Origin of the sequence: Streptomyces capitiformicae, assembly GCF_002214185.1 — a bacterium.
GTDB lineage: Bacteria > Actinomycetota > Actinomycetes > Streptomycetales > Streptomycetaceae > Streptomyces > Streptomyces capitiformicae.
In genome coordinates this window covers 9,365,690-9,391,265 of record NZ_CP022161.1, presented here as the reverse complement: position 1 = coordinate 9,391,265, position 25,576 = coordinate 9,365,690, and the positions used below count along the sequence as shown (strand labels likewise).

Genomic DNA, 25,576 nt, shown 5'->3' with positions numbered 1-25,576 from the left:
CTCCACCATGGCCCGTTACACCCGCGCCGAAGCCCGCGACTGGGCGCGCGAGAACCTCGTCGGCGTCGTCAACTGCACCATCCCGTCCTTCACCGGCGACCTGAAGAACATCAACGAAAAGGCGATCCGCCACGACACTCGGCGCGCCATCGAGCACGGCTTCATGGGCACCCTCGGCGTCTCGGAAGTCGCCATCCAGCTCCCCGAGTACCTCGACTTCCTGCGCATCATCAAGGACGAGGCCGGCGACCGGCTGCTGCTCACCCATCACGCCAGCTGGAGCACGCTGGAGCAGAACCTCGAGGCCGTGAAGGGGGCGGAGGAGGCGGGCGCCGAGCTGGTGCTGCTGTCGTACCCGCCGAACTTCTACCCCGAGTCCGAGCAGGAGATCTACGACTACACCAAGGCCGTCTGCGACGCGACGAACCTCGGCGTCATGCTCTTCCCCATGTATCTGTGGGGCTTCAGCCCCCGCATCCACCCCTCCGACATCCCCGTACGCCTCATCCGCCGTCTGATCGACGACTGCCCCAACATCGTTGCGATCAAGGCGGAGGGCGGCTTCCCCAGCATCCAGAGCGTCATCGAATGCCACCGGCACTTCGGCGACGAGGTGGTCATCTCCATGCCGATCGAGGGCGAGCTGATCCCGCTGTCCCAGATCATGCCGATCCAGTTCTCCGCCACCAGCGACCACGAGTACTACGGCCCGATGATCCCGCGCGTCTTCCAGCTGCTGCGTGAGAGCAAGTACGACGACGCCGCAGACATCTACTGGCAACTGCACCCCGCCCGCAAGATCAAGGGAGGGCTGGCCCCGGCGCTGCACGGCGGGGCGTTCATCAACCGGCAGGCGTGGAAGTTCCAGGGCTGGCTCCAGGGCTACAACGGCGGCCCGCTGCGCCAGCCCACCCAGCGCATCCACGACGCGCAGATGACCGCCCTGCGCAAGGGCCTGATCGACGCCGGCCTGGAACCGAGCATGGACCCGTTCCGCGAGTTCTTCATCGGCCGCAACCCGGCCTGAGACGCCGTCGGCCCGCCGCGACGACGTAGTGACATAAAGTCGGCGGCGGGGACGAAGGCTGCTCGACGACGCGGTGCGGTGCACCGGTCGGTGCACCGGCGAGGAGGTCCCCGGGGGCCGGCAGGCCCAGCAGCTCAAGCAGGTCCTCGCCCGCTGCCCCGCCCTCGACCGACCTACCGGACAGGTCCGCGCCCTCGCCGAATCGATGAACGACCGCCGGACCAGGAACTCGGTCAATGGACAGAGCCCGTGCAACGCCACAAGGGGCCGGTGGGCATCGGGTGGGCGGCCTCGGCGCGCAGGCCGTCGAGCATGAAGGCGATGCTGCGGCGCCATGCGTCGGGGGCCGGCGTCCTGCGCCGCCTTGGTGAGCAAGGCAGTGGTGGCGAAGATCTTCTAACCCCTTTCCAGCGGGACGATCTGATCGGGCAGCTCGGGCCACCGCCCTCAGCCCCCGCAGGACCGCCGACTGTGGAAAACGAGGTGGGCCGACGAGCGTGCGGGTGCCGTGTCGGGCAGCCTTGCGGGCGGCGCTACCGCCGTTGGCGTAGGTGATGTCCACCAGCTTCGTGCCCGCCGCAGGGGCGGTGACGCCGGTGAACGTGGGGGTAGTGGCGGTGGTGGTGTCCTCGTACGTGGAGCCGGTGGCCTCGGTGCCGGAGACGGTGAGCAGGGCCGCGTCGTTGGCGGGGACGGAGGTGGTGTAGCCGGTGGTGAACGAGCTGGCGTCGGTACGGGTCCAGGCGTTGCGTACGCCGGCGGATGCCGAGGTCAGGTCCAGGTCGGCCCAGCGGACGGTGGTGTTCGCGGCGGAGCCGGTGCGGTGAACAGCAGCACCGCGCGCTTGCCGGTGCCGGAGAGCACCTTGCCGTACACCTGCAGGCCCCGGGTGTCCTCGGCGACCTTGTCGCCCGGCAGACCGCGCGAGTCCTGGTCGACGGCGAGGACCTCGGGGTTGGTGAAGATGTCGCGCGAATCCGTGCTCGGTGTTGCCGGTACGCGCGAGCAGATCGTCGTCGAAGTGGCGGCGCAGCCGGGCCAAGGCCGCGCTCATCGCCGGCTGACTGAGCCCGACGCGATGCCCGGCACGGGTGACGTTGTGCTCCTCCAACAAAGCCCGCAGGGGCAGGGCGGGGTTGAGATCGAGGCCGAAGAGAGAACACGACACCCAGAACGAGGCCGCTGCGGCTGCGGCATGTGCGCAGAGGACCAAAGAACGTGCGCCGGTGTCGCGATGAGGAACCGGCGCTCACGGCTTCGCGTCGGCTGGGTTCAGGACTCGATGTGTTTCCGCAGAGCGGCCACAAGCGTTCCCACCTGGTCGGTTCTGGCCGCGGCCCCAAAGATGTAGAGATCGGGCCGCAGTACAAGAACCTGTATCCCGTTCTCCTTCATGAAGTCGGAGTAGACCCCTCCAACATCGATGACCTCGTCCTCACCGACGACCGAATCAGACGTCAGGGTCACGAAGGACGTATCCACGCTGTGGAGGAATGCCAACGCGGCAGCACCCAGGAATTCCCGGGGATCTCCCGCCACGCTGATAATGCGGAAACCCAGCGTCGGCAGCAACGCGTCCAGGTGGGCTTGGACACCCTCACGTTCCACGAACCCCTGCGGCGACATCTTTCCGGAGAGCGCCGCCTGGTCGGGGTCGTGCGGCTTCAGCCCGGTCTCCAGCGGGAACTGGTTTCCGGCGGGCGGTGCCTGGCGGCCGGAGCGATATGCCTCGTCGCGCGCAGCGGCCTCGTCCGTGTCCACGACGAAGGTCGTGTCACCGATGGCCTTCGAGGTCTCGATCCAGATCCTGCTGTGGGGAAGCCGCTCATCCTCGTAGCTGTTGAGGAACGCGTCCGGTGCGAGGCCCCGCAGCACGAGGTCCAGCTTCCAGCTCAGATTCCTGGCGTCGCGTATGCCGGTGCGCATTCCCATCCCCATATGGGGAGGCATGGTGTGTGCCGCGTCGCCTGCCAGGAAGACGTTGCCCTGACGGAACTTCTTGGCGAGCCGCGCTTCGAACGCGTAGAAGGTCTGGCTCAGGACCTCGACGTCGTTCGCGGTCAGTCCCCACCGGCCGAGGACCTCCCAGCGCAACTGCTCGCTCTCGAAGTGGGCGCGGTCCTCGTCCGGGAGCAAGGCCCAGCCGAACCGCCTCCGGCTCTTGCCCATGGGCAGGGCCGCGATGTCACGTTCCGGGTCCATGACCATCCACAGATCGTGGTTGCCGAGGGCGAAGGTGCCCTCGCCGATGGTCACCGGGTGCTGGGAGAAGTCGACGTTGGAAGCGACATCGCAGTTGGCCCAGGTCCCCTCGAACCCGAAGTCGTGGCGCTCGATCCCCAGGATCTCGCGCACCCGGCTGTTCGCGCCGTCTGCGGCGATCGCGTACGTGGCGGTGAGCCGGACGATCTCCCCGGTGCCGCGACGCCGGCCGTCATCGCCGATCTCCTGTCGCTCGGCCTGGATCTCGACCCTGCCGCCGAGGTCTCGTAGGTCCACCACCTCGAATCCTCGGCGCAGTTCGACCGACGGGCAGTCGGCGACTGCGCCGTCGAGCGCCGCTTCGAGGTTGGGCTGCCAGGACTGGTAGTCAGTCCCGTAGGCGATGGAATCGTCGAAGGGGGAGGGCGCCTCGGCCAGCGGCTGACCCTGGCCGTTGATGACATGGACGCAGTACAGCGGGGTGTAGTCGTCGAAGCTCTCCCGTGCTCCGACGGCGTCGAGTAGACGCAGCACCTCCTGGTCGATGTGCGTGGCACGTGGGCCCTCATAGAGGTTCGGGTGCCGCTCCAGGACTACGACCCGGTGGCCGGCGCGGCCGAGGAGTGCTGCCGCGCACTGTCCTACCGGCCCGTAGCCGATGATCGCGACGTCGAAGTCGCCAGTGGAGAGTTTCGTCACTTGGGATCAGCTCCGTGAGAATGCTGGAGACCGTATTACGGCCGCGTTCTGGTGTCGGTATGTCTCGTGGAAGGGGACGGCGCGGTCCGGGGCCACGCGGGAAAGGCAGGTCGGACCGGGTCAGCGGTTGTGGCCGACCGCGTTCTGGAGACGGACGGGCACCCGGTCGAAGCTCCCGCCCACCAGGCCCAGGTCGTTGTGGGGCTCGCCGGCGAGCTCGATGTACGTCGTCCTGGCCAGGATCTCCTCCAGGACGACCGTCATCTCCAGGCGGGCCAGCGGGGCGCCGATGCACTTGTGGACACCGTGCCCGAAAGCCGAGGTGGCGGTTCGGACTCCGGTCGAGGTCGAACTCGTCGGCGTCCTCGAAGACCTCGGGGTCACGGTTGGCGGCGGCGAAGTTCAGCCCGACGGAGCAGGCCCGCGGAATGGCGCGGCCGTGCAGTTCCATGTCGGTGGCGGACAGCCGGCCGAGTTCGTGCAGGGGCAGGTCGAGCCGGAGCGTCTCCTCCACGGCACGCGGGATCAGATCGGGCCGCGACCGCAGTGTCTCCTGCAGTCGGGGAACGGTGGCCACCCGGAAGATCGCCGCCCCGAGTGCCTTCGCGATGGTGAAGAACCCGGCGGCGATCATCTGGACCCCGATCTCGGCGACCTGTCCGTCGGTGAGGGCGGCGCCGTCGATCTCGGCGGTGAGGGCACCGCTGATCATGTCCTCGTCGGGGATCGAGCGGTGCGGTGCGGCGCTGCGCCACGACAGCGCCGATATGTCGCGCGAAGACGCCGAACACGGCCTCGGCTCGCGTCCCGCCTCGTCGGGCAGGTGGAGCAGCGCCGCCAGGGCCTGCGTCGGCAGAGGCCTGCAGTGCGCAGGGACCACGTCGGCCTCCCCGGCGGCGAGCAGCGACTCGATGTGCTCGACGGCGTAGCGCCGGATGAGCGGCTCCAGCGCGGCATGCGGTTCGGCCGGACGTAGTGGCTGAGCATGCGCCGGAACGGAGTGTGCTCGGGCGGGTTCAACGTGATGGGGATCTGGTCGCCGAGCGACACCCCGATGAACGGGGTGACCGAGGGATCGCTGCGGAAGCGCGCCGTGTCCAGAGCTACGGCGGTGACGTCCGTGTACCGGGTCAGGGTCGCGTGTACCTCGAGGGCGTCGCTGAAAGCGACCGGGCACTCGCGGCGCAGACGAGCGTATTTCGCGTATCGCTCGGGCGAGCGGAGTCCGCCACCGCGGGAGCGGCCTTCCCGGTCCTCCTCCGGATACCAGTCCGGCTCGACATGCACCTCTGCGTCGGGCGACATGTGATCCTCTCCTCAGGCAGCTCGCGTGGTGGCGGGCCGGGCCCGCCGGTCGACGCTCAGTCGGTCTGGAAGGGGCCGTAGTGGAGCTTGCGGTCGCGTGGCTCGGCGACGCAGCGGTTGCGCTGTCTGCCGAGGTAGGTGATCTCGCTGTCGATCACGTCGCCGTCCTTGAGGAAGCGGCCGTGGTGCTTGCCGTTGCCGGGGGGTGAGCCCAGGAAGATGATGTCGCCGGGGAGGAGGTTGACCCGCTCGGAGGCGTAGGACACGAACTGGTTCGGGGCGAAGATGACGTCGTTGGTCGGCCAGTCCTGCATCACCTGCCCGCTGACCTTCAACGTCGTGCGGATGGTGTCGTCCAGGGTGAAGAACTGAGCGGGGACGACGAGCGGGCCGGCGACCTTGAAGGACGGCTGGTGCTTGCTCATCCAGTCGTAGCCCCAGGGGATGTCGGTGCGCCGGAAGATGTCGATGGTGCCGAGGTCGTTGACGATGGTGTAACCGGCGATCATGTCCGTCGCCTCGTCGGGGGTGACGTTGCGTCCGGTGCGGCCGACGACCACGCCCAGTTCCAGTTCCCAGTCGGGCTCGTCACCCAGGGCCGGCAGGATCACGTCGTCGTTGGCGCCGGTCAGCGAGGAGTGCAGGCCCGCCCAGAGGAACGGCATGCCTTCCCGGGACCGGCGCTCCATCAACTCGTAGTTCCGCTGGAAGAACTCCTCGTCCGTCTCTCCGGGCTTGCGGTTGTGCTGGTTGAACTCGTTCTTGGTCAGCATCTGCGCCGAGTGCGTCTTGTAGTTGGCGCCCGCGCCGAGGAGGTTGGGGTGGCTGAGCGGCGGCAACGGCCGCAGGCTCGCCAGCGGCCTCGTGGTACGGGAGGCGTCGGCCCACAGGTTGCCGACCAGCTGGAGGTTGCGGCCCCAGTCGTCGAACACCTCGTGCAGATCACGGAAGCGGTCCGACAGGTCGGTGACCGTGCCGTCGGCGCCCACCAGGGCGGGGAAGCTGCGTTCTCCGTCGGCGAAGGTGCCCAAGGCGAACGTGTCCGCGCGCAGCCCGGTGGCGGGGTCGACGGCGTACTCGGGGGCGCGGCTGGCCGGAGTGGTGTCGGTCATGGCGATCAGGTCTCCAGGTCGGTGGCGTCGAGGCCCTCGAGCTGCTCGATGTAGGCGTCGGCGAACGGATGGGTGAAGCCGCCGTTAAGGCGCAGGGCGTAGTTGAAGAGCAGGAAGGGGTGGACGCCGAGCAGGTAGAGCCCGCGGATGTCGTTCGCCGTGAAAGCGGCACGCTCCTCGTCTGTGAGGTCACGACCGGCGAAAGCGGTGTCCGGCTCCGACCTCAGCGTCTCCGCCAGGTCACCGTCGGCGGCGATCTCCCACAGGAGGCGGTTGGCGGCGTAGCTCACGCGACGTTCACCTCCGCCCGCGGAACTGCGATGCCGGCACCCCAGGCGAGGAATCCGGCGGGAGGGCCGAACCTGCTCGCGATCATCTCGGCGTAGGCGGGCACCTCACCGCCGACGGCGCCGAGCGCGAACAGGTAGTCCAGGAAACCCGGCGTTCCGTTGCCGACCGCGGCGAGGGCCTCGAACGTGCTCTCCTCCAGCAGAGTCTCGGTGTCGCCGGCCAGGAGCTGCGACCACACCCGCCGGTCCCAGGCGTTCTCGGGCTCGGTGACGAAGTCCATCATCTGCGGTCCGCCGATCGCATTGGTCAGGTGACCGCTGGCGATGATCGCCACCCGGAGGTTCGAGGGGTGCGCCTCGATCATCTCCACGACGGCGGCACCGAGGTCGAAGAAGCGGCGCCCTGTGGCCACTGGCGGGGCCATGACGTTGGTGAAGATCGGGACGACCGGCAGGTCCTGCTCCGGCCGCAGGAACTGCAGCGGCACGGTGAACCCGTGGTCAAGGAGGAAGTCATCGCTGTAGGAGAAGTCGATGCTCCGCTGGAACCCCTGCCGCAGCAAGTGGCGTGCCATGTCACCTTCGAGCGCGGAGTCCCACGCGGGCAGGCCGAACATCTGCTGCTCGTGCGGGAACGGGCCCCGCGCCCGGGCCGCCTTCCCGATGAGGAAGGTCGGCATGTTGTCGTAGAACCACTGGTTGAAGTGGTCGCCGGACACCACGACCAGAACGTCGGGCTGCGCCGCCGCCAGCTGCTCGCGCAGCACGGCGTATTCGGCGATCGTCCGCCGCAGCGGCTCGGGCGCCGCCGGTCCCTCGGCGACGACTCGGGAAAACGTCGGATCGTGCGGCACACACAGCACCTGCACTACGGAAGCCATGGATCACCTTTCACCACCGCGTCGCCCGGACCGTGCGGCGATGGACGACGGTTCGAAGAAGTTCGACCATCTTGATCAGGGGGAACTCCAGGCAGGAATAGGCAGCTGGTTATACGACGCATTGAAGCGGTGGATATTGAGCCCTCCACCTGCGGGAATCGCGCTACGGCCTTGGCACGCCGTGTGTGCTCGCAGATGATGACGCGCGAGGCAGCGCAGAGTCGCGAGGCCGGACGGCGGACGGAGAGATGCAGTGTCCAAAGAACCATCGGCGCGCGGGGCCGGAGAGGGATACGGCCCCGAGCCGTTCCTCCAGGTGCTGCGCAGCCAGGACCTCGTCACCCTGCCGGTACTGCGCGCGCTACTGATCGAGCGCAGCGTCACCCGCGCGGGAGAGACCGTCGGTCTGAGCCAGCCGGCGACCAGCGCCGTGCTTGCGCGGCTGCGCCGACGGTTCGGGGACCAGCTGCTGGTACGCGTGGGCCGGCAGTACGAGCTCACACCGCTCGCGGCCAGCCTCCTGTCCAGGCTGGAGACGGCCACCGAGGCACTGGAGCGTCTCTTCGGCGACGAGTTCGACCCCGGCACCACCACCCGGCGGTTCACCCTGGCGGTCTCCGACTACGTGGTCGCCGTGATGTCCGAGGAGCTCAACCGGATCCTCGCCACGGAGGCTCCCAGAGCCACACTGGACATCCAGCAGTTGACTGCCGCAGCCCATCTCGACGCCGACACCCTGATCCGGCACGCCGATGGCGTGGTCCTGCCGCACGAGCTGGTCCAGGGATATCCCGGCCAGCCGTTGCTGGAGGACCGCTGGGTGGGCATCGTCGCCAACAGCAACACCGTCGTCGGCACGGAGCTGACCCTCGAACACCTGGCCACCCTGCCCTGGGTCAGCCCGCTCAGCCGAATGGACCCCGGGTCGGCCACCGAGCCGCTGCGCCGGCTGCGGTCACTCGGCATCGATCCGCAGATCGAGGTGACAACCGACAGTTTCGTCTCAGTGCCGTTCCTCGTCGCGGGCAGCAACCGGATTGCGTTCCTGCACGAGCGGCTGGCGCACCGGCTCACGCCCATCGTCGCCGTCCGCGTCCTGCCCAGTCCCGTGGACGTCAGCGTCGCGCTCTCGCTGCGGTGGCACCACCGGCTGACCGAAGATCCAGGGCACCTCTGGTTCCGCGGTGTACTGCAGCGGGCCGCCCAACAAGCGATGAGCGCCGCTGACTGATGAACAGGCGCCCTCACAGTGAGCCTTTTCCAACCTGATGTTGCAGGTCACGGGGCTGGCGTGGGACGGGGCGGGGTGCTCGGGCTGGCCGGGTCCTTGATCGACAGTATGTGATGGTCCGCCAGCAGGAGGATTGCGCCGGCACCTGGATCGTGCTGCTCTTTCGTGTGTCCTACCAGAGGGTGCCCGGTCCCGCGATGACCCAGTTGGCGGCGACAGGCTTGACCCAGAAGCTCAATGCCACCTCGATTATCTGTGCGCGGTAGGTGATCTCAACGTAGAAATGGCTGCCGGTGTCGCCCCAGTGGAAGTCTGCGAGATTAAGTTCGCCGAGCCAGGACAGATCCTGCTCCCACTCGTCGGCAGCAGGGCTTCTGCTCGCCTCGTCCCCATCGGCGCTTGCTTCGACGGACCCGGTCCACAGCGACTTGAGCACAGGACGGACCGCGCTGTGGTCGATGAGCTGTTCGGCCTCAGGGATCCTCCCGGCTCGGAGCAGGCTGAAGTAGCGGCGAACGACAGCTTCGACGTCCGCCTTGGCAGGGTGCTCCGTCCAGGTCCTCACCGCGAGATCATACGAGTTCGGTGACTGCCTCAGTCTGAGCTGGCCAGTTGGAGGGTGAGGACGGCTTGGACGATGTTCGTGATCCGGGTCGTTGAACAGCGGAGTTTGCCAAGGAGCCGCCAGGACTTGAGGGTAGCGATGGCTTGTTCGACCAGTGCCCGGATCTTGGCCTGGGACCGGTTGACGGCCTGCTGGCCAGTGGACAACTTCTCCCAGCGGCCTCGGAAAGGGTGACGCACCGTCCCGCCTGCGCCCAGGTAGCCCTTGTCCGCCCAGCAGGCGATGCCGGCCTGGGCAGAGCGTCGATGACGCCGTGCTCGCGTGCGGCCCGTACATCGTGGACCGCTCCGGCCAGGGCCGGTGAAGCCCACAGCAGTCAACCCCTCGGATCGGCTATGACCTGCACGTTCATGCCGTGCTTCTTGAGTTTGCCCGAGAAGAAGGGCCGGTCGGCGGCGATCCGGTCGATCGGTAGAAGTGTCCCGTCCAGGATCAGGTACGCCTTCATCGACGCGGCCTGTACTGCTTCGGCGAGCGTGGGGGCGAGGGTGGCCAGGAGTTCGACGGCCTCGGTGATGTACCGGTAGACAGTGGTGGTGCCGATCCCGAAACCGGCTGCGAGCTGGGCGTAGGGCTGGCCATTGCGGAGGTGGGCGAGGGTGAGCAGGGCCTGTCGGCCCGCGCTCAGGCGCCGCCACCGGGTCCCGAGAGTGCGCCGGCGTTCCTTCAGACGGGCGACGAGGAAGCGCAGGGCAGAGCTGGACACGTTGACGCCGGACGGGTAGACAAGCATGCGAAGCCTCTGGTGGAGACGGTTCTCTTGGTCGATAACCCATCTACCAGGGGTTTCATCCGCCTGTCAGGCCAACTGGCCATCCCGCGCGGGAGGTTGGAAAAGGCTCAGTGTCTGCCTGTCTGAGTATGTTCCCAGCGGTGGGAGGAGTAGACGCCGTTTCTCTCTCGCTCTCGGAACGTTGTGGGAGGCTGCCGTGCTACAGGAGCTGCAGGACGTCATCAACGGCACCTCTGCCGAGGTCGGTGTGCCGACGTCGCTGACGGACACTCGCTTGAATTCTCTCGTTTTCGGACCTTACGACGATGCCGAGATCGATTCGGTGCGTCGGCAGGCGCTGCTTCTGCGGTCGACGCCCGAGTGTGTACGCGAGTGGTTCGGCCGCTACGGCATCGACACGGCGACGGCCCCGGTGCGTATTCCGGCGGACCCGGAACGCGAGCTGGCCAGTCGGGTCGTGGTCCCCGCCCGCCGGGCGTCGAGTCCGCCTGTCGACGAGTTCACCCACTGAACGGATTCCATGAACTGGCGGCATGCGCTCAACACGCAGAACTTGACAGGGAAGCGAAGCGGAAGGTGTGCTCCGGATCGAAGCGGCTGCGTATCGCGCTGATCAGCCGCCGCAGCCCGCCGTCCGCCGTCCGCCGTCCTGGCGATGGCCTCCCGGACGGAGAGCCGACTGAACCGCGGTAGAGATCGTCTTATAGGGCCGCCTTATAAGCCACATCGGGATTGAGTCTTGGACGCGCTGCCCGGCCCGCTGCTGCAATCGGCCTATGACGAACCAGAACCACCGCCTCGCCCTCGCCCCCGGTGACGGCCTCCGGGCCGAGGTCCTGCCGCCCGCCCGGCGATGGCCGAAGGCGCCCGTCCCCTTCTACGGCGGCACCGCCTGGTTCCTGCCGTCCGGCGGCGCCTGCGACAAGGCGAAGGACGAGTCGTTGTGAGCCGATACCGACGGCGGTGAGAGTGCCCGGACTTTCCGCGGCGTGGCCGTGGCAAATCGCACCGCCCTGGCGGCTCGTGCTCGCTCGCCCCCCTTGCCGCAACCCCACACATCCCGCACGCCTGAACACGCTCCGAGAGAAGGCCCGGCCTGCCATGACCGCCGTAGCGCACCGCAGCGAGCACGACCTGCTCGGTTATCGCGACGTCCCCGCCGAGGGGTACTGGGGCATCCACACCCTGCGCGCCCGGGAGAACTTCGCCATCACAGGCACGCCGATTGCCGCCTGCCCGCATCTGATCGACGCTCTGGCCGCCGTGAAGGAGGCCGCCGCCCTGGCGAACGAGGAACTCGGCCTGCTGGATCCGAGGAAGGCGGCCGCCATTGTGGAGGCGTGCCGTGAGATCCGTGAGGGCAAGCTGCACGACCAGTTCGTCGTCGACGCGATCCAGGGCGGCGCTGGCACCTCCACCAACATGAACGCCGACGAGGTCGTGGCGAACCGGGCGCTGGAGCTGCTGGGGCACGCCAGGGGCCGGTACGAGCACCTGCACCCCAACGAGGACGTCAACCTCGGCCAGTCGACCAACGACGTCTACCCGACCGCGGTCAAGATCGCGACGGTGTTCGCGGTGCACGGCCTGCTCAGGGCCATGCTCGTACTCCAGGACGCCTTCGCCGCGAAGGCGGTCGAGTTCCGGAACATCCTCAAGATGGGCCGCACCCAGCTCCAGGACGCGGTCCCGATGACACTCGGTCAGGAGTTCTCGGCGTACGCGGTCATGATCGAGGAGGACCGCAGCCGGCTCTCCGAGGCCGTGGAACTCATTCAGGAGATCAACCTCGGTGCCACCGCGATCGGCACCGGCCTCAACGCCCCCGCCGGCTACGCCGAGGCCGCCCGCCGCCACCTCGCCGCCATCACCGGACTGCCGCTGGTCACCGCCGCCAACCTGGTGGAGGCCACCCAGGACTGCGGCGCGTTCGTCCAGATGTCCGGTGTACTCAAGCGGATCGCGGTCAAGCTCTCCAAGAGCTGCAACGACCTGCGCCTGCTGTCCTCCGGGCCGCGCGCCGGGCTCGGCGAGATCAACCTGCCGCCCGTACAGGCCGGTTCGTCGATCATGCCGGGCAAGGTCAACCCGGTGATCCCCGAGGTCGTCAACCAGGTCGCCTTCGAGGTGATCGGCAACGACGTCACCGTCACCATGGCCGCCGAGGCCGGGCAGCTCCAGCTCAACGCCTTCGAGCCGATCATCTGGCACTCCCTCTCGAAGAGCATCACGCACCTGCAGCGCGCGTGCCTGGCGCTGGCCGAGCGGTGCGTCGCGGGGATCACGGCCAACACCCAGGCGCTGCGGGCGGCGGTGGAGAACTCGATCGGCCTGGTCACCGCCCTCAACCCGTACATCGGCTACGAGGCGGCGACCGGCATCGCCCAGGAGGCCCTGGCCACCGGACGCGGGGTCGCCGAACTCGTCCTGGACAAGGGCCTGTTGCCCGCCGGCGCCCTCGCCGAGCTGCTGTGTCCCGAGGCCGTCGCGGGACCCGGTCAGGCCCTGGTGTGACGTGATCAAGCGCGACCCCGACTGACGTTCCCCCCAACTACCCGTAAGGGAGCAGGAATTCGCCATGTCCCTACCCCTCCATGCCCAGACGCGGCCTGTCCCCGAGGCCGCGGTGCTTCAAGGGCTTCCCCCGGTGCGTGAGGTGAGCGCCGCGGAAGTGGCCGCCCGGATATCCGGCGGTCCCCGTCTCGTCGTCCTCGACGACGATCCGACCGGCACCCAGACGGTCGCCGACGTGCCCGTACTGACGTCCTGGTCGGTGGACGACCTGCGCTGGGCGCTGCGCCAGGACAGCGCCGTCTTCTTCGTCCTCACCAACACCCGCAGCCTGCCTGCTGAGGACGCCGCCGCCCGCAACCGCGAAGTGGTCCGCGCCCTGCACGCGGCCGCCGCGGCCGAGGGCACCGGCTACGTCCTGGCCAGCCGCGGCGACTCCACGCTGCGCGGCCACTTCCCGCTGGAGACCGACGTCCTCGCCGAGGAGCTGACCGAGCTGGGCGCAGGTGCCCCGGACGGTATGGTACTGGTCCCCGCCTACATCGAGGCGGGCCGGCTGACCGTCGGCGCGAAGCACTGGATGCGGACCGCTGACGGGCTGCTTCCGGTCGGGATGAGCGAGTTCGCCCGCGACGCCACCTTCGGCTATCGCAGCTCCTCGCTGCCCGAGTGGGTCGAGGAGAAGACGGGCGGACGCATCCCCGCGGACAAGGTCCTGCGCGTCACTCTCGATGACCTGCGCGGCGGCGGCCCGGCGCACACGGCGCGGCTGCTGTCCTCGCTGCGCGGCGGACGGGTGGCCGTGGTCGACGCGGTGTGCGACGACGACCTGCGGGTGCTCGCCCTGGCCCTCGCCGAGGCGGAGCAGGACGGCACGCGGCTGCTGTACCGGGTCGGGCCGTCCTTCGTCAGGGCCCGCGCCGGACAAGCCGGACGGGCACCGCTCACCCCCGCCGAACTGCGCCCGCTGCGCAGCAACGCCGCGCCGCACGGTCTCATCGTCGTGGGGTCCCATGTGGCGCTGACGACACGGCAGTTGGACCGGCTGCGGGAGCGAGGCGGGATCACCGAGTACGAACTCGACGTGGCCCTGCTGCTGGACGAGGAGCGGCGTGACGCCCACATCGCTGAGGTCTCGGCCGCGGCCGCCGGCGCGCTGGACTCGGCCGACGCCGTGATCCGCACCTCTCGCACGCTGGTGACGGGTGCCGACGCGGACGACAGTCTGGCGATCTCCCGCAAGGTCTCCGCCGCGCTCGTTCAGGCCGTGCGCCAGGTCAGCGCCGCCCGGCGGCCCGCTTTCGTCGTCGCCAAGGGCGGTATCACCTCCAGCGACACCGCCACCCACGGCCTTGAGATCCGCCGTGCCTGGGCCCGGGGCACGCTGCTGCCGGGCATCGTCTCGCTCTGGGAGCCCGTGGACGGCCCCGCCGCCGGCATCCCCTACATCGTCTTCGCCGGGAACGTCGGGGGCGCCGACGCCCTCGCCGACGCCCTCGACCTGCTCAGGAGTGCCTGATGCTGCTGCACGGAACCGATGCCCTGAAGGAGGCCGCGGCCGCCGGTCACGCCCTGCCCGCCTTCGTCGCCTACAACCTGGAGACCGTCCAGGGCATCACGGCCGCCGCCGAGGCAGCCGGAGGGCCGGTGATCATCCAGGCGGGCTCCAGTCCCTTCAAGCACGCCGGCCGCGAGGCCCTGATGCGGCTGGCGCTGGACGCCGCCGCGCGCTCCACGGCCCCTTGCGGAGTGCACCTCGACCACAGCCGGGACCTGGACGAGATCACCGCCTGCCTCGAGGCGGGCTACACGTCCGTCATGATCGACGGCTCCCACCTGCCGTTCGCCGAGAACATCGCGCTGACGAAGGAGGCGGTCCGCCGGGCCCGCGACCACGGCGCCTGGGTGGAGGCCGAACTCGGTGCCCTCCCCGGCGACGAGGACGTCTCCACCGACGCCGTCGCGCACACCGCGGCGATGACGGACCCGCGGCAGGCGGCCGAATTCGTGGCCGCGACGGGCGTGGACGCACTCGCCGTCGCCGTCGGCAACGTCCACGGCTTCACCCAGCACCCGGTGCGCCTGGACCTGGAGCGGCTGGCCGCGATCCACGAGGCCGTAACCGTCCCGCTCGTCCTGCACGGCGCCAGCGGTCTGCCCGTCGAGGAGCTGCACGGCGCCCTCGCCCGAGGCGTCGCCAAGGTCAACGTCAACGCCGAACTGCGCCGCGCCTACCTGGAGGCCACCCGCACGGCCCTCCCGTCCGCGCTGCCCGGCGCCGACGTCGTCTCCCTGTGGGCGGCGGGCCGCGACGCGGTCCGCCGCGCCGCCCTGGACGTCATCGGCCGCCTGAGCCCCCGCACCGAGGGGGCTGACACATGACCTGAACGCGGCCCCGCCCGCCTGGAGCCCACCGCACCGACGGACACAAGACCGTCGTCCCCCCTCCAGCCGTGCGCGCTGCGCGCACTTCGCACCGCTCTGCCCCGCACTCTCGTGCCCTCCTGGGCACGCGGGCCGACAACACACCCTGTTGGAGACATCATGTCCACCACTGCCTCGATCGCCATACTGCACACCAGCCTGCTGTTCGTCGACGCCGATTCGGTCATCAACGAGTACCTCTCGGAACTCGCGCCGGACGCCAAGGTCCTGCACTTCGTCGACAGCGACGTGCTCGCCGCCGTGGTGCGCGACGGTGGGGTCTCACCTGCCAGCACGCAGCGCATGGTGCACCTGGCCCAGGCCGCGGAGTCCGCGGGGGCCGACGTCATCTTCTCCGCCTGCTCCTCGGTCGGTCCGGCCATCGACGTGGCCCGACGCCTGGTCTCCGTCCCGATCGTCAAGATCGACGACGCGATGACCGCGTCAGCGGTCGAGACCGCGGGCGCCATCGGCGTCCTGGCGACGGTCCCTACGACACTGCCCCCGACCCGTGCCCTCGTCGAGGAGAAGGCCAGGGCGGCCGGCCGCGACATCACCGTCCAGGAGCAGCTGTGCGAGGGCGCTTTCCCGGTGCTGATGTCCGGTGACCGCGACCGCCACGACGCGATAGTGCTGGACGGGGCACGGGCGCTGGCCACCGAGGTCGACGTGATCGTGCTGGCCCAGGCGTCCATGGCACGGCTGGCTCCCGCGATCGCCGAAGCCGTCGGCAAGCCCGTGCTCTCCAGCCCGCGCAGCGGAACGGAGAACGCGGTGCATGTGCTGCACGAGCAGACGGCTGAACCTGCCCATGCCACAGCGAGGGCCTGGGAGACCACGCAATGGCAGGGAGGCTGCGGAGCGAGGTGATTTGGAGCACTGACCGTGGCCGTCCCCGGCCGGAACACGAGGAGCCAACATGCCGAGGTTCGCAGCGAACCTGTCCATGATGTACAACGAGCACGATTTCCTCGACCGCTTCGCCGCGGCCTCATCTGATGGCTTCCAGGGCGTCGAGTACCTCTTCCCCTATGCGTACGACGCCGCCGAGCTGCGCCGCCGGCTCGACGACCGCGGCTTGGAGCAGGTGCTCTTCAACGCGCCTCCCGGAGCGTGGGAGTCCGGGGAGCGCGGGACGGCGGCGCTGCCCGGACGCGAGGCGGAGACGCGTTCCGGGGTCGACCGGGCGCTGGAGTACGCGGCGGCACTGGACTGCCCGCGGGTACACCTGATGGCCGGACTGGTACGACCGGACGCGACACCCGGCGAGCGGGCCGAGCACCGCGACACCTACCTGACCAACCTGGCGTGGGCCGCGGAACGGGCCGATGCGGCGGGCGTCGACATCCTGATCGAGCCGATCAACGGCCGCGACATGCCCGGATACTTCCTGAGCACCCAGGCCGAGGCCCACGCCGTGGTGCAGGAGGTGGGAGCCTCCCATCTCAAGGTGCAGCTCGACCTCTACCACTGCCAGATCGTCGAGGGCGACCTCACCACGACACTGCGCCGCGACCTGCCGACCGGCCGGGTCGGTCATCTGCAGATCGCGGGCGTGCCCGACCGGGGTGAGCCCGACCAGGGGGAGTTCAACGTCCGCCACCTGCTCGACGTGGTCGACGAGCTGGGCTTCGACGGGTGGATTGGCTGCGAGTACCGCCCCCGCGCCGGCACGAGCGAAGGTCTTGGCTGGCTCGACGACTACCGCAGCCACCGAGCAGAAAGCGCACGAGGCTGAGCGGTACGGCCTCGACCCCGACCTGGTCACCTTGGCCAAACCTCCACCACACAACTCCTCACCGCCGCCCCGGCCGCCCGGGCCGCCGCCCATGAGGCCGTCGCCCGCATCGGCGGCGGCCGAGCGGGCGCCCGAGGCACCATCGACGTCCACGACCCGAGCCTCCTCGGCACCGTCACGGTGTCCGGGCCGGGCGCCGGGCGCATCGAGACCGCCTACGCCCTGCTCTCGGACATCATCGCCATCCGCCGACGCCACGCCGACGACTACGTCGCGCCCACGTGCCCCGTTCTGAAGGAGACTCACCGTGTCTGACACCGTCGTACCCCCCAGCATCGAACTCGGCGCCGACACGGCGCCCGTGCACAACCCCTACACCGGCGAGGTCATCGCCTCGGTCCCCACCGTCGACGCAGGCGCCATCGGCGGCATCCTGCAGCAGGCCAGGTGCGGGCGCCGCACCGCCGCCGCGCTGTCCCGCGCCTCCAGAGCCGCGGTCCTGGAACGCGCCGCCCGCCTGATCGAGCAGCGCGCCGAGTCCTTCGCCCAGCTGATCGTCAGCGAGGCCGGCAAGACCATCACCCAGGCACGCAAGGAAGTCTCCCGCGCCGTCAACACCCTCTCGCTGTCCGGAGCCGAGGCACGGCGCAACGCCGGCGAGGTCATCCCCTTCGACTCCCACGAGGGCTCCGAGAAACGGCAGGGCTGGTTCACCCGCGAACCGCTGGGCGTCATCGCCGCCATCACCCCCTTCAACGACCCCCTCAACCTCGTCGCCCACAAACTCGGCCCGGCCATCGCTGGCGGCAACGCCGTCATCCTCAAACCCTCCGCGCTCACACCGCTGTCCGCCCTGCGGCTGGTCGACACCCTCATCGAGGCCGGCCTGCCCGAGGAGATCGTCACCGTCGTCAACGGCGACGCCGACATCGCCGCCGCGATCGTGGCCGCCCCCGACGTGCGCATGGTGTCCTTCACCGGCGGATTCGCCACCGGCGAGGCCATCGCCCGCACCGCCGGCCTCAAGAAGCTCGCCATGGACCTGGGCGGCAACGCCCCGGTCATCGTCATGGACGACGCCGACCTCGACGAAGCCGTCGCCTCCTGTGTCTCGGGCGCTTTCTGGGCCGCCGGCCAGAACTGCATCGGCACCCAGCGCATCCTCATCGCCGGCGAGGTCTACGAGCGCTTCCGCGACGCCTTCGTCGCCCGCACCAGGCTGCTGCGCGTCGGCGATCCACTCGACGAGCGCACCGACGTCGGCCCCATGATCACCCCGCAGGCGGCGGCCGCCACCCGGGCCAAGGTCGACACGGCGGTGGCCCAGGGCGCGGTACTGCTGTGCGGCAACACCGTCACCGGTTCGCTGTACGCGCCGGCAGTCCTGGAAGACGTCCCGCCGGCCTGCTCGATCTGGCAGGAGGAGGTGTTCGCCCCGGTCGTCGTACTCCAGCCGTTCACGTCCTTCGAGGACGCCATCGAGCAGGCCAACGCCATCGACTACAGCCTCCACGCCGGCATCTTCACCGCGCGCCTGGACCGCGCCCTGACCGCGGCCCGGCTGCTGGAAGCAGGCGGAGTGATGATCAACGACTCCTCCGACTACCGCTTCGACGCCATGCCGTTCGGCGGGTTCAAGTACGGCAGCATGGGCCGCGAAGGCGTGCGCTTCGCCTTCGAGGAGATGACCCAGCCCAAGGTCGTCTGCATCAACCACATCACCGAAGGGGTGCGATGACCGCCTTCCGCACCGACCGCTACTTACTGGGCAGCGGCGAGGCCGGAGGAATCGTCAGATCTGTGGATGGTGCGCAGCTGACTGTCTGTAAGTAGCAGCCTCATGGATTCAGTTGGAACGATCGCCTGACGCCCTGACAGCAGAAGGGTGCCTCCCACCTGGGGTGATCTGGACTGTCTAGATCAAGAAGACCGCGAGGGAGAGGCACCCGACGGGCGAAGAATGCCGGCTGGGATCATCGGCTTGCCGTGCGGGCCGGCGCCAAGAACCAGATCGGCCGTGCGGGCGTGGTGCTGCTGCGGAAGGTCGCCGACCGCGTCGGCCTTGGCCACTGCCTTGAATGCGGCGTTGCCGAGGGCACCGGTCCGGGCCGGCGGGACCGGGGCACGGCGCTGGTTCAGCCGGCCCGCGCAATCATGCTCGGTGCGACGAACATCTCGGAGGCCGAGCACTCCAGTACCACTGGCGGGCAGTGTTCAGCCAGCCGGTCTCAAAGAGCACTTCGCGCCGTGCTCCGGCGGCGATCGACGCCCCCCGTCGCGGGCCCGGATCGAGCGCGCCCGCGCCGCGATACGCCGCGTGGTGTGGACGCTGCTCACCCTGCGACTCGGCGGCTCCTCCTGGATCTCGGTGTGCGGCCGCGAGTTGGCCAACTGGTACGTCCTGGACCTGGACGCGACCGTCGTCACCTGCACCAGCCGCAGGGAAGACGCGGCGGGCACCTTCAAGGGCAGCTTCGGTCACATGCCGCTGAGTGCGTGGTGGCCGACACCCGTGAGCGCGTCGCCATGCCGCTGCGGCCGGGCACCGCCCCGGCCAACGACGTTACCGACCACAAGGCGGTCCCGGCCTCGGCGTTTCGGCGGCTCCGGCCGCCGCTGTGGTCGAAGCTGCTGGTACGGATCGGGACGGCGCGGCCTCCAAGCCACGCCCTGCTCGCTCATCGGGGAGCCGACGAAATGCGGCACGCCGGGGGGCGACGGAATGCACGGGTCGGGTGTGGCTGGGCGAGACAGTTGTCATCAAGCGCTTCCAGTGGCTTGCACTTCAGCGCTCCGTTGAGCGCGGTGGTTGTCACCATCTGGGCGCTGAAGTTTTTCACCTTCTAAGGTCAGGGTCGCCATCCGCGCTCACGCCAGACGGCGCAAGCGCAGATGGCGATGCCGGCCACCGTAGGGGTTCGGATGCCGGAGCGGCCCGCCTGAAATAGTCGAGGGGAATCGCCTCCGGCACGAAGGGCTCGCCGTTCGCTTCCCCGCGACCCGGGCTCGCTCCCGTGCGGCAGAGTCTTTGACCCGTAGCAACGTGTTGAGTGCTGCCTAGTGGGTGTCCATCCCCAGGCGGGTGGCGTCCTGGTCGCTGGCGGGCAGGTTGGCGCCGGTAGAGACGCCGGCGTTGTTGATCAGGACAGCGACGTCGCCGGTGGCCGGGACAGCGGCGGCGACGGAGGCTGGGTCGGTGATGTGGAGCGCGATCGGCTTGGCACCAGGCAGTTCGACCTGGTCGGGGTTGCGTGCTGCGGCGTAGACGGCAGCGCCGCGGCTGAGCAGTTCGGCGGCGAGGGCGCGGCCATGTGGTTGGCTCCGGTGACGAGGGCGGTGCTGGCGCGCAGGTCCACGGAAGGCTCCTGGTGCAGGTTGAGGTGGCGGGGGATGGGGGTGCCGGTCAGGCCGGCAGCTGGTTCAGCTTGCGGATCTGCCGGTCGAAGGCCCGGGAGGGGACAAGGCGGCGGAGGGCACTGACGCGTCCGGCGGTCGGTCCGGCGGGGTAGCGGAGCTTCGGCTTCGGGTCGGTCGCCGCGGCGACGATCGCCTTGGCGACGGTAGCGGGATCGTCGCCGTCCTTCATCGCCGCGGCCATCACGCCCTCGAAGACCTGCCGCTGCTGCTCGTAGACCGGCAGAGGCGTGGCGGGTTGTGGGGAGTTGGCCTCGAACGCGGTCCTGGTCACGGCGGGTTCGACGAGCAGTACGCGGACGCCGTGCTGGCGGACCTCGTGATCCATGGACTCGGAGTAGCCCTCGACGGCGTGCTTGGACGCGGCGTAGGCGGCCATGTACGGCGCGGGGACGAACCCGAGGACGGACGAGATGTTGATGATCCGGCCGCGGCCCTGGGCGCGCATGTGCGGCAGGACCGCCTTGGTCATGCGGATCAGGCCGAAGACGTTGATGTCGAACAGCTGCTGGTCCTGGGTAAGGGAGCGTTCCTCGCCGGCGCCGGCGGAGCCGATGCCGGCGTTGTTGACCAGGACGTCGATCCGCCCGAACTTCTCGATCACGCGGTCGACCGCGCGGGCGACCGAGGTGTCGCTGGCCACGTCGAGGTCGAGGAACGTCACGCCGTCGCGGTGGGCTTCCCCGGAGGTTCGGCGGCTCGTTCCGACGACCTCAAATCCTGCGTCGACGAGCGCGAGCGCGGCCGCCTTGCCGATGCCTGACGATGCTCCGGTCACGAGTGCTACCGGCCGGTTTGTGGTCATGTTGGGGTCTCCTCAGCGATTGGATTACGACCGTAATGCAATTACTCTAGGATGGGAGTCTGCAAGCGGCAAGCGGCCCCCTGGGCGGAGCGACGAGGAGGAGTGCGTGGCGCGCTACACGAAAGATCACAAGCAGGCGACGCGGCAGCGGATCATCGACGCGGCCGGCCGCCGGTTCAAGAAGGACGGCATCGACGGTTCCGGGATCTCAACGCTGATGTCGGACGCGGGGCTGACCAACGGCGCCTTCTACGCCCACTTCGCCTCCAAGGAGGACCTCGTCGCGAACGCCGTCGCCGACCAGTTGGGCATGCAGAACGCCAGCCTTGAAACGCTGGCGCATGGCCGCGCCGGGCTCGAACAGTTCGTCCGCGCGTACCTGTCCCCCGGACACCGCGACGACCCCGAGAACGGCTGCCCCACCGCCGCCCTGCTCGACGAGATCGGACGCTGCACGGACGCGACCAAGCAGGCGTTCACCGGGGGCATGCTGGCCGTTATCGACGACATCGCAGCCCGGCTGGCACCCGACAACCCTCCCTCGGCACGCGCGCAGGCGCTCAGCGTCTTCGCCATGATGGTCGGGACGCTGCAACTCTCCCGCGCCCTGGCCGACCCCAAGCTCGCCGACGACGTCCTCGACCAGGGCGTCCACAACGCCCTCGCGCTGCTCGACGCCTCACCTGTGCGGTAGCCCGCTCTCCGCCTCGTGGACGAGCCTGGCTGCCCCACGGAAGGCGGCGCACAGGCGCTGCTGCCCACCAGAACCCACCGCGGCATGATGAAGTACCCCGCGCGAGACCTGGCTGCCAGCCACAGATGACGGACACCGCGCCCAGGCGACAACCATTCCGCTCAGTCACATCCCCGCGACCTTCACGGTCTTCCCCATCACACTCGAAGTCTTCGCCACCAGCCGGTTCCCACTCCGGGAACCGGCCGCGACCACCCGTACCGACGACGTCGGCGTACGGCGGTTCAGCGGGAATCTCCACACCTCTGCGCGGGATCGTCACCTCGCAGTGGCTGCGTTTCACCAGGTCAGCGCACGTCGGTTGGCCTCATCTCCAACAGCTGTCCCCGAGCCGGCGCCGGGTGCGCCGGGTGCGCTGGGTGACCGGCTGGGCCGTCAACGCCACGGTCGAGCAGGCCATCGCGCTGCTGCCGGCGAAGGTGTGGACGGCCGCGCTGCGGCAGGACGGCAAGGTCCACGCGACCAAGGGACCCGCGGCGACATGGTTTCTTACCCGGTCGCCGAGTTGACCGGCCTGCGCGACCTGAGCGGCTGGTCGACCGGGATTCGGCTGGCTTCGCTCTTCTCTGTGGTCAACCGCGGATATGGCCGAAGGCTTCTTGCGCCTAGTCGGATGCGGTTCTCCAGGCTTGTCAGTCGCGGATGGATCCCGTGCAGTGAGATCACCAGGGTCGAAGCTGCCGGTGGCTTTCTGCTTGTGGTGCGCACCGTTGCCCTTACGGTGCTTCGCACGCTCGGCCGGACCATGCCGTCGGGCCGGCCGCCACGTTCCGCTGCCGCCTGCGCGAGGCGCTGGAGAACTGGCGGTGCGCTTCGCCACCCACCGCCTGCGGGCCGCGGGCGCGCGGAGGGCCCCTCTTCGATCTGGGGCTCTTGGTGCGCCCGCCTGCCTTCCACGCGGCGACGCCGAGCAGTACGGATGGGACCGGCGGCAGCCGCCGGTCCCATCGCCACATACCCCGTCGCTGAGCCGCATTTCTGCCACAGCGTGGTCCTCAGGGCATCGAGGACATGTGTCTGCTGGGCAGGTTGCCCTCGCGAGAGGTCCCGACGCCGATCGTGCCCTGCGGCGTGGGCGTTACGACACGGTCAGGTAGATCTTGCGCACGGTTTCGATGGTCTTCCAGACACCGACGTAGCCCGGCTTCATGACAAAGCTGTCGCCTGCCTTGTAGATCACCGGCTCGCCGCCTTCCGGCGTGAGTTCGGCGACGCCGGAAAGGATGTGGCAGAACTCGAAGGTCTCGCCCTTGACCGAGCGCGTCTCGCCGGGTGTGGCTTCCCAGACACCCGTGTTGATCGTTCCCTCACGGGCGGTGTCCTGGGCCCAGGTCTTGTACGTCGGGTCGCCGGAGATCAGGCGTTCCGGCAGCGGGCCGGACTCGCTGGGTGCGAAGGAGGGATCGGTGTCGATGGTCTTCAGGAGCGACATGCTTTTTCCTCTGTTGGTGTCGGGAGCTATGCGAATCGAGAACGGGCATACCAGGCGTCACCGGGTCGAGTTCGACCCGGCTGAACGTGCATCTGGGAGCAGGGCCTGACGGCTGCGCTCCACGGTCACGGCGCGCAGCAGGTCGGCGAGCCTCCCGGCACGCAGCAGGCCTGTGTGCTGAGCAGTTGGGCCACGCGCGGTCGGCGGCGGGGACCTCCTTGGCTTCCGGTGCTGCCCAGGCCGGCTGTCGGGTCAGCGGATGCGGTCCAGCGTCTTGTAGTAGGCGCCGGCGAAGGGCAGGAACCAGGCGGTGCCGTTGTAGAGGGGGATGCGGGGCGGGGCGATGTCGCGGACGGGGCTGGCCTCGGGGTGGCCGTCCATCACCTCGGCCATGACGTGGCCCATGTGGGTGGCCATCTGCACGCCGTGGCCGGCGTATCCCATGGAGTAGTAGACGCCGTCCTCGCTCTGCCCGGCGTGCACGATGCGGTCCATGGCGAAGCCGACGGAGCCGCCCCACACGTACTCGATCTTCGTGCGGGAGAGCTGGGGGAAGATCTCGCACATCTCACGGAACAGAACCTGTCCGCTCTTTTTGTCCGAGGTGGGGTCGGAGGGTGCGAAGCGTGCGCGGCCGCCGAACAGCAGCCGGTTGTCCGGGGTGAGCCGGAAGTAGTGGCAGACCTTGTTGGAGTCGACGATGAGGCGGGCCTTGGGGATGATGTCCCGGGCGAGCTCCTCGCCCAGCGGCTCGGTGACGATGATGAAGCTGCCCACGCAGACCTGCTGGCGGCGCAGCCGGGGGAAGTTCTTGTCGGTGTAGGCGTCGGTGGCCATCATGACCTGCCCGGCACGGATCACACCGCGCTCGGTGCTGACCTCGAACCGGCCGGCGGCGGTACGCCGCACGCCGATGGCCGCGTTGCGCTCGTGGATCTCGACACCGGTGCGCTCGCACGCCTCGGCCATACCGCGCACGAAGCGGCCCACGTGCAGTGCGGCGCTGAACGGGTCGAGCAGGCCGCCGTGGTAGGCGTCGGAGCCGATCTCGGAACGCAGCTCGGACTTGCCGATCAGCGTCGTCTCGTGTCCGAAGTACTTCGCCAGGTCGCGCTGCTGGGCCTTCTTGCTCTCGAAGTGCGCGGGGCGGGAGGCCACGCCCAGGCGTCCGACGCGACGGAACTGGCAGTCGATGGACTCCTCGTTCACGAGCCGCTCGACGGTGTCCACGGCCTCGCCGTAGGAGTTGTAGATCTCGCGGGCCCGCTCGGGGCCGTACCGGCGGATGGCCTGGCCCACGCCGATGGTGAAGCCCAGGTTGGCCATGCCGCCGTTGCGGGCGGAGGCACCGGAGCCGATCTGTCCCTTCTCGACGAGGGTGACACGGGCGCCCTTGCGGGCGGAGTGCAGAGCGGTGGACAGACCCGTCAGGCCGGCGCCGACGACCACCAGGTCGGTGTCCTCGGTCAGCGGCTTGCCGGACCGGTCGGGAAACGCCCCAGCGGTTTCTATCCAGTAGGGAATCGTTTTCATGTCGGGTCCTTAGCGGGGAGTTTCGAAGAGGGGGCGGGGCGCGGCCGGGCACCACCAGAAGCCCGGCGACGGGGCCGCGGTCGCTGATCAGCGGGGGCTCGATCCGATCAGCGGCACAAAGCGGTTGCGGGACGCGGGCCAGGAGGGCCGGCCTCGCGCAGTGGGCGCGGGATCAGGTCGACGACCAGGCCGACGCGGGCCGGCCCCCGCAGGCCGTCGTGCGCCTGCCGTCGGCGTCATCGGCGCGGGGACCCTCCCCCGCCGGACGACGAGGAGGTCCTCGCCTTCCGGGCCGAGCGAGCCGTTGGCGGTCATGTGCAGCAGGTGCCGCTGAGCGGTGGCGGCGGTGGTCATACCGTCTCGCCTCCAGGGTTGGCGACCCCTGCCGTGTTCTCGACCGAGAGCAGGGAGCCCTGTCGTCCGGAGCCGATCCAGCGGACCAGGGCCACCAGGCCGAGGGCGAGGATGGCGAAGGCGGTGAGGAGCGCGCTGACCGCGGTGACGCTGGGGTCGATCTCGAAGGTGAGGGAGTTGTAGACCCGCACCGGCAGGGTGACCGTGTCGACGGAGGAGAGGAACTGGGAGATGTAGAACTCGTCGAAGCTGGTGATGAAGGAGAAGATCGCCGCTGCGATCATGCCGGGTGCGGCCAGGGGGAAGGTGATGCGCCGGGCGATCGTGAGCCGGCCCGCGCCCATGCTGGCCGCGGCGTCCTCCAGGCGTTCGTCGATGCCGCGCAGGGTCGCGATCAGGATCAGCACCGCGATCGGCGATACTTGCTTCCCACCTGGTGCTACTTCCTCTGGAACCTCTAGATCCCAGTCTCCAGGTGTCCACGATCAAGGGGAAGCTTCAGCCTG

Annotated in this window: 26 protein-coding genes and 4 pseudogenes; 15 read left to right on the top strand and 15 right to left on the bottom strand. The window is 69.2% G+C overall.

All coding sequences use genetic code 11. From position 1 onward, the window contains the following. The first annotated feature begins 7 nt into the window (after nt 1-7). A complete protein-coding gene (locus CES90_RS42125) occupies nt 8-1,027 on the top strand; it encodes a dihydrodipicolinate synthase family protein (protein ID WP_189787526.1) in 1,020 nt (339 codons plus the stop codon). Here the strand turns inward: CES90_RS42125 and CES90_RS52220 are convergent. Further along, nucleotides 1,005-1,592: a hypothetical protein gene (locus CES90_RS52220; RefSeq protein ID WP_373313595.1), complete on the bottom strand. Its 588-nt coding sequence runs from the start codon at nt 1,590-1,592 to the stop codon at nt 1,005-1,007. The genes CES90_RS42125 and CES90_RS52220 overlap by 23 nt on opposite strands. Between CES90_RS52220 and CES90_RS50605 the strand changes: the two genes are divergently transcribed. After that, the gene (locus tag CES90_RS50605; RefSeq protein WP_229914375.1) at nt 1,582-1,734 is read left to right on the top strand and encodes a hypothetical protein; all 153 of its coding nucleotides are present in this window, start codon (nt 1,582-1,584) and stop codon (nt 1,732-1,734) included. The genes CES90_RS52220 and CES90_RS50605 overlap by 11 nt on opposite strands. A 17-nt stretch (nt 1,735-1,751) precedes the next feature. Here CES90_RS50605 and CES90_RS52215 read toward each other — a convergent pair. The 5 genes and pseudogenes from CES90_RS52215 to CES90_RS52210 form a co-directional block, all read right to left on the bottom strand. Continuing rightward, nucleotides 1,752-2,036 (bottom strand): annotated as a pseudogene (locus CES90_RS52215) (hypothetical protein); the annotation flags it as partial. Continuing rightward, a pseudogene (locus CES90_RS42115) lies at nt 2,019-2,195 on the bottom strand (LysR family transcriptional regulator); the annotation flags it as partial. The pseudogenes CES90_RS52215 and CES90_RS42115, both read right to left, overlap by 18 nt. A 104-nt stretch (nt 2,196-2,299) precedes the next feature. After that, complete coding sequence (locus tag CES90_RS42110; RefSeq protein WP_189787525.1) at nt 2,300-3,928, bottom strand: bifunctional 3-(3-hydroxy-phenyl)propionate/3-hydroxycinnamic acid hydroxylase; 1,629 nt, start codon at nt 3,926-3,928, stop codon at nt 2,300-2,302. A 120-nt stretch (nt 3,929-4,048) separates the two neighbouring features. Next, on the bottom strand, nt 4,049-4,312 hold the full coding sequence (locus tag CES90_RS42105) for a cytochrome P450 (RefSeq protein WP_189787524.1): 264 nt from the start codon (nt 4,310-4,312) through the stop codon (nt 4,049-4,051). A gap of 13 nt (nt 4,313-4,325) precedes the next feature. Then, a pseudogene (locus CES90_RS52210) lies at nt 4,326-4,574 on the bottom strand (hypothetical protein); the annotation flags it as partial. Here CES90_RS52210 and CES90_RS50595 point away from each other — a divergent pair. Next, nucleotides 4,498-4,857, top strand: a complete 360-nt coding sequence (locus CES90_RS50595; protein ID WP_229914370.1) for a hypothetical protein — start codon at nt 4,498-4,500, stop codon at nt 4,855-4,857. The pseudogene CES90_RS52210 and the gene CES90_RS50595 sit on opposite strands and share 77 nt — an antisense overlap. A gap of 432 nt (nt 4,858-5,289) precedes the next feature. Here CES90_RS50595 and CES90_RS42095 read toward each other — a convergent pair whose 3' ends face one another. Genes CES90_RS42095 through CES90_RS42085 form a run of 3 tightly spaced genes read right to left on the bottom strand, consistent with a single transcriptional unit; the run spans nt 5,290 to nt 7,516 of the window. Next, entirely contained in the window at nt 5,290-6,345 is a 1,056-nt protein-coding gene (locus CES90_RS42095) for a fumarylacetoacetate hydrolase family protein (RefSeq protein ID WP_189787523.1), read from the bottom strand. A gap of 5 nt (nt 6,346-6,350) precedes the next feature. Continuing rightward, entirely contained in the window at nt 6,351-6,635 is a 285-nt protein-coding gene (locus tag CES90_RS42090; protein ID WP_189787522.1) for a hypothetical protein, read from the bottom strand. Then, nucleotides 6,632-7,516 (bottom strand): DODA-type extradiol aromatic ring-opening family dioxygenase, encoded by an 885-nt coding sequence (locus CES90_RS42085; protein ID WP_189787521.1) that lies wholly within the window; start codon nt 7,514-7,516, stop codon nt 6,632-6,634. The genes CES90_RS42090 and CES90_RS42085 overlap by 4 nt, the downstream gene beginning before the upstream one ends. 253 nt (nt 7,517-7,769) lie before the next feature. Between CES90_RS42085 and CES90_RS42080 the strand changes: the two genes are divergently transcribed. Further along, nucleotides 7,770-8,747 carry a LysR family transcriptional regulator gene (locus CES90_RS42080; protein ID WP_189787520.1) on the top strand — a complete coding sequence of 326 codons (978 nt, stop codon included), beginning with the start codon at nt 7,770-7,772 and terminating at the stop codon, nt 8,745-8,747. Between the two features lie 172 nt (nt 8,748-8,919). Here the strand turns inward: CES90_RS42080 and CES90_RS42075 are convergent, their stop codons facing one another. Then, complete coding sequence (locus CES90_RS42075) at nt 8,920-9,312, bottom strand: hypothetical protein (protein WP_189787519.1); 393 nt, start codon at nt 9,310-9,312, stop codon at nt 8,920-8,922. 29 nt (nt 9,313-9,341) lie between these two features. Beyond that, nucleotides 9,342-10,105 (bottom strand): annotated as a pseudogene (locus CES90_RS42070) (IS5 family transposase). Between the two features lie 196 nt (nt 10,106-10,301). Here CES90_RS42070 and CES90_RS42065 point away from each other — a divergent pair. The 9 genes from CES90_RS42065 to CES90_RS42025 all read left to right on the top strand — a co-directional run bounded on the left by CES90_RS42065 (nt 10,302) and on the right by CES90_RS42025 (nt 18,516). Beyond that, complete coding sequence (locus CES90_RS42065) at nt 10,302-10,616, top strand: hypothetical protein (RefSeq protein ID WP_189787518.1); 315 nt, start codon at nt 10,302-10,304, stop codon at nt 10,614-10,616. A 265-nt stretch (nt 10,617-10,881) separates the two neighbouring features. Beyond that, a complete protein-coding gene (locus tag CES90_RS42060; protein WP_189787561.1) occupies nt 10,882-11,052 on the top strand; it encodes a hypothetical protein in 171 nt (56 codons plus the stop codon). Nucleotides 11,053-11,206: 154 nt separating this feature from the next. Then, nucleotides 11,207-12,619: an aspartate ammonia-lyase gene (aspA, locus tag CES90_RS42055; protein WP_189787517.1), complete on the top strand. Its 1,413-nt coding sequence runs from the start codon at nt 11,207-11,209 to the stop codon at nt 12,617-12,619. 64 nt (nt 12,620-12,683) lie between these two features. Continuing rightward, a complete protein-coding gene (locus tag CES90_RS42050) occupies nt 12,684-14,135 on the top strand; it encodes a four-carbon acid sugar kinase family protein (RefSeq protein WP_232791367.1) in 1,452 nt (483 codons plus the stop codon). Beyond that, nucleotides 14,135-14,998, top strand: coding sequence for a class II fructose-bisphosphate aldolase (locus CES90_RS42045; protein ID WP_189787516.1), 864 nt, complete (start codon nt 14,135-14,137; stop codon nt 14,996-14,998). The genes CES90_RS42050 and CES90_RS42045 overlap by 1 nt, the downstream gene beginning before the upstream one ends. Before the next feature lie 162 nt (nt 14,999-15,160). Next, nucleotides 15,161-15,910 (top strand): aspartate/glutamate racemase family protein, encoded by a 750-nt coding sequence (locus CES90_RS42040; protein ID WP_189787515.1) that lies wholly within the window; start codon nt 15,161-15,163, stop codon nt 15,908-15,910. 49 nt (nt 15,911-15,959) lie between these two features. Next, a complete protein-coding gene (otnI, locus tag CES90_RS42035; RefSeq protein WP_189787514.1) occupies nt 15,960-16,778 on the top strand; it encodes a 2-oxo-tetronate isomerase in 819 nt (272 codons plus the stop codon). Nucleotides 16,779-16,958: 180 nt separating this feature from the next. Beyond that, nucleotides 16,959-17,093 (top strand): hypothetical protein, encoded by a 135-nt coding sequence (locus CES90_RS51465; protein ID WP_268257064.1) that lies wholly within the window; start codon nt 16,959-16,961, stop codon nt 17,091-17,093. Beyond that, nucleotides 17,086-18,516, top strand: coding sequence for an aldehyde dehydrogenase family protein (locus tag CES90_RS42025; RefSeq protein WP_189787513.1), 1,431 nt, complete (start codon nt 17,086-17,088; stop codon nt 18,514-18,516). The genes CES90_RS51465 and CES90_RS42025 overlap by 8 nt, the downstream gene beginning before the upstream one ends. A gap of 1,665 nt (nt 18,517-20,181) precedes the next feature. On the opposite strand, the gene CES90_RS42020 is transcribed toward CES90_RS42025, so the two are convergent. Further along, on the bottom strand, nt 20,182-20,997 hold the full coding sequence (locus CES90_RS42020; protein WP_189787512.1) for an oxidoreductase: 816 nt from the start codon (nt 20,995-20,997) through the stop codon (nt 20,182-20,184). A gap of 106 nt (nt 20,998-21,103) precedes the next feature. Between CES90_RS42020 and CES90_RS42015 the strand changes: the two genes are divergently transcribed. After that, a complete protein-coding gene (locus CES90_RS42015; RefSeq protein WP_189787511.1) occupies nt 21,104-21,691 on the top strand; it encodes a TetR/AcrR family transcriptional regulator in 588 nt (195 codons plus the stop codon). A 410-nt stretch (nt 21,692-22,101) separates the two neighbouring features. Beyond that, nucleotides 22,102-22,260, top strand: coding sequence for a hypothetical protein (locus CES90_RS42010; protein ID WP_189787510.1), 159 nt, complete (start codon nt 22,102-22,104; stop codon nt 22,258-22,260). Between the two features lie 569 nt (nt 22,261-22,829). Here CES90_RS42010 and CES90_RS42005 read toward each other — a convergent pair. From CES90_RS42005 to CES90_RS41995, 3 genes are all read right to left on the bottom strand, one after another. Continuing rightward, nucleotides 22,830-23,183 (bottom strand): cupin domain-containing protein, encoded by a 354-nt coding sequence (locus CES90_RS42005; RefSeq protein ID WP_189787509.1) that lies wholly within the window; start codon nt 23,181-23,183, stop codon nt 22,830-22,832. A 252-nt stretch (nt 23,184-23,435) separates the two neighbouring features. Next, on the bottom strand, nt 23,436-24,716 hold the full coding sequence (locus tag CES90_RS42000) for an NAD(P)/FAD-dependent oxidoreductase (RefSeq protein WP_189787508.1): 1,281 nt from the start codon (nt 24,714-24,716) through the stop codon (nt 23,436-23,438). Between the two features lie 350 nt (nt 24,717-25,066). Then, entirely contained in the window at nt 25,067-25,477 is a 411-nt protein-coding gene (locus CES90_RS41995; RefSeq protein WP_232791366.1) for an ABC transporter permease, read from the bottom strand. Between the last annotated feature and the right edge of the window lie 99 nt (nt 25,478-25,576).

Bases quoted from the DNA above. Each gene is read 5' to 3' on its own strand.
- CES90_RS42125 (WP_189787526.1), top strand. From the start codon at position 8: ATGGCCCGTTACACCCGCGCCGAAGCCCGCGACTGGGCGCGCGAGAAC.
- CES90_RS50605 (WP_229914375.1), top strand. From the start codon at position 1,582: ATGTCCACCAGCTTCGTGCCCGCCGCAGGGGCGGTGACGCCGGTGAAC.
- CES90_RS42095 (WP_189787523.1), bottom strand. From the start codon at position 6,345: ATGACCGACACCACTCCGGCCAGCCGCGCCCCCGAGTACGCCGTCGAC.
- CES90_RS42085 (WP_189787521.1), bottom strand. From the start codon at position 7,516: ATGGCTTCCGTAGTGCAGGTGCTGTGTGTGCCGCACGATCCGACGTTT.
- CES90_RS42060 (WP_189787561.1), top strand. From the start codon at position 10,882: ATGACGAACCAGAACCACCGCCTCGCCCTCGCCCCCGGTGACGGCCTC.
- aspA (WP_189787517.1), top strand. From the start codon at position 11,207: ATGACCGCCGTAGCGCACCGCAGCGAGCACGACCTGCTCGGTTATCGC.
- CES90_RS42050 (WP_232791367.1), top strand. From the start codon at position 12,684: ATGTCCCTACCCCTCCATGCCCAGACGCGGCCTGTCCCCGAGGCCGCG.
- CES90_RS42045 (WP_189787516.1), top strand. From the start codon at position 14,135: ATGCTGCTGCACGGAACCGATGCCCTGAAGGAGGCCGCGGCCGCCGGT.
- CES90_RS42040 (WP_189787515.1), top strand. From the start codon at position 15,161: ATGTCCACCACTGCCTCGATCGCCATACTGCACACCAGCCTGCTGTTC.
- otnI (WP_189787514.1), top strand. From the start codon at position 15,960: ATGCCGAGGTTCGCAGCGAACCTGTCCATGATGTACAACGAGCACGAT.
- CES90_RS42020 (WP_189787512.1), bottom strand. From the start codon at position 20,997: ATGACCACAAACCGGCCGGTAGCACTCGTGACCGGAGCATCGTCAGGC.
- CES90_RS42005 (WP_189787509.1), bottom strand. From the start codon at position 23,183: ATGTCGCTCCTGAAGACCATCGACACCGATCCCTCCTTCGCACCCAGC.
- CES90_RS42000 (WP_189787508.1), bottom strand. From the start codon at position 24,716: ATGAAAACGATTCCCTACTGGATAGAAACCGCTGGGGCGTTTCCCGAC.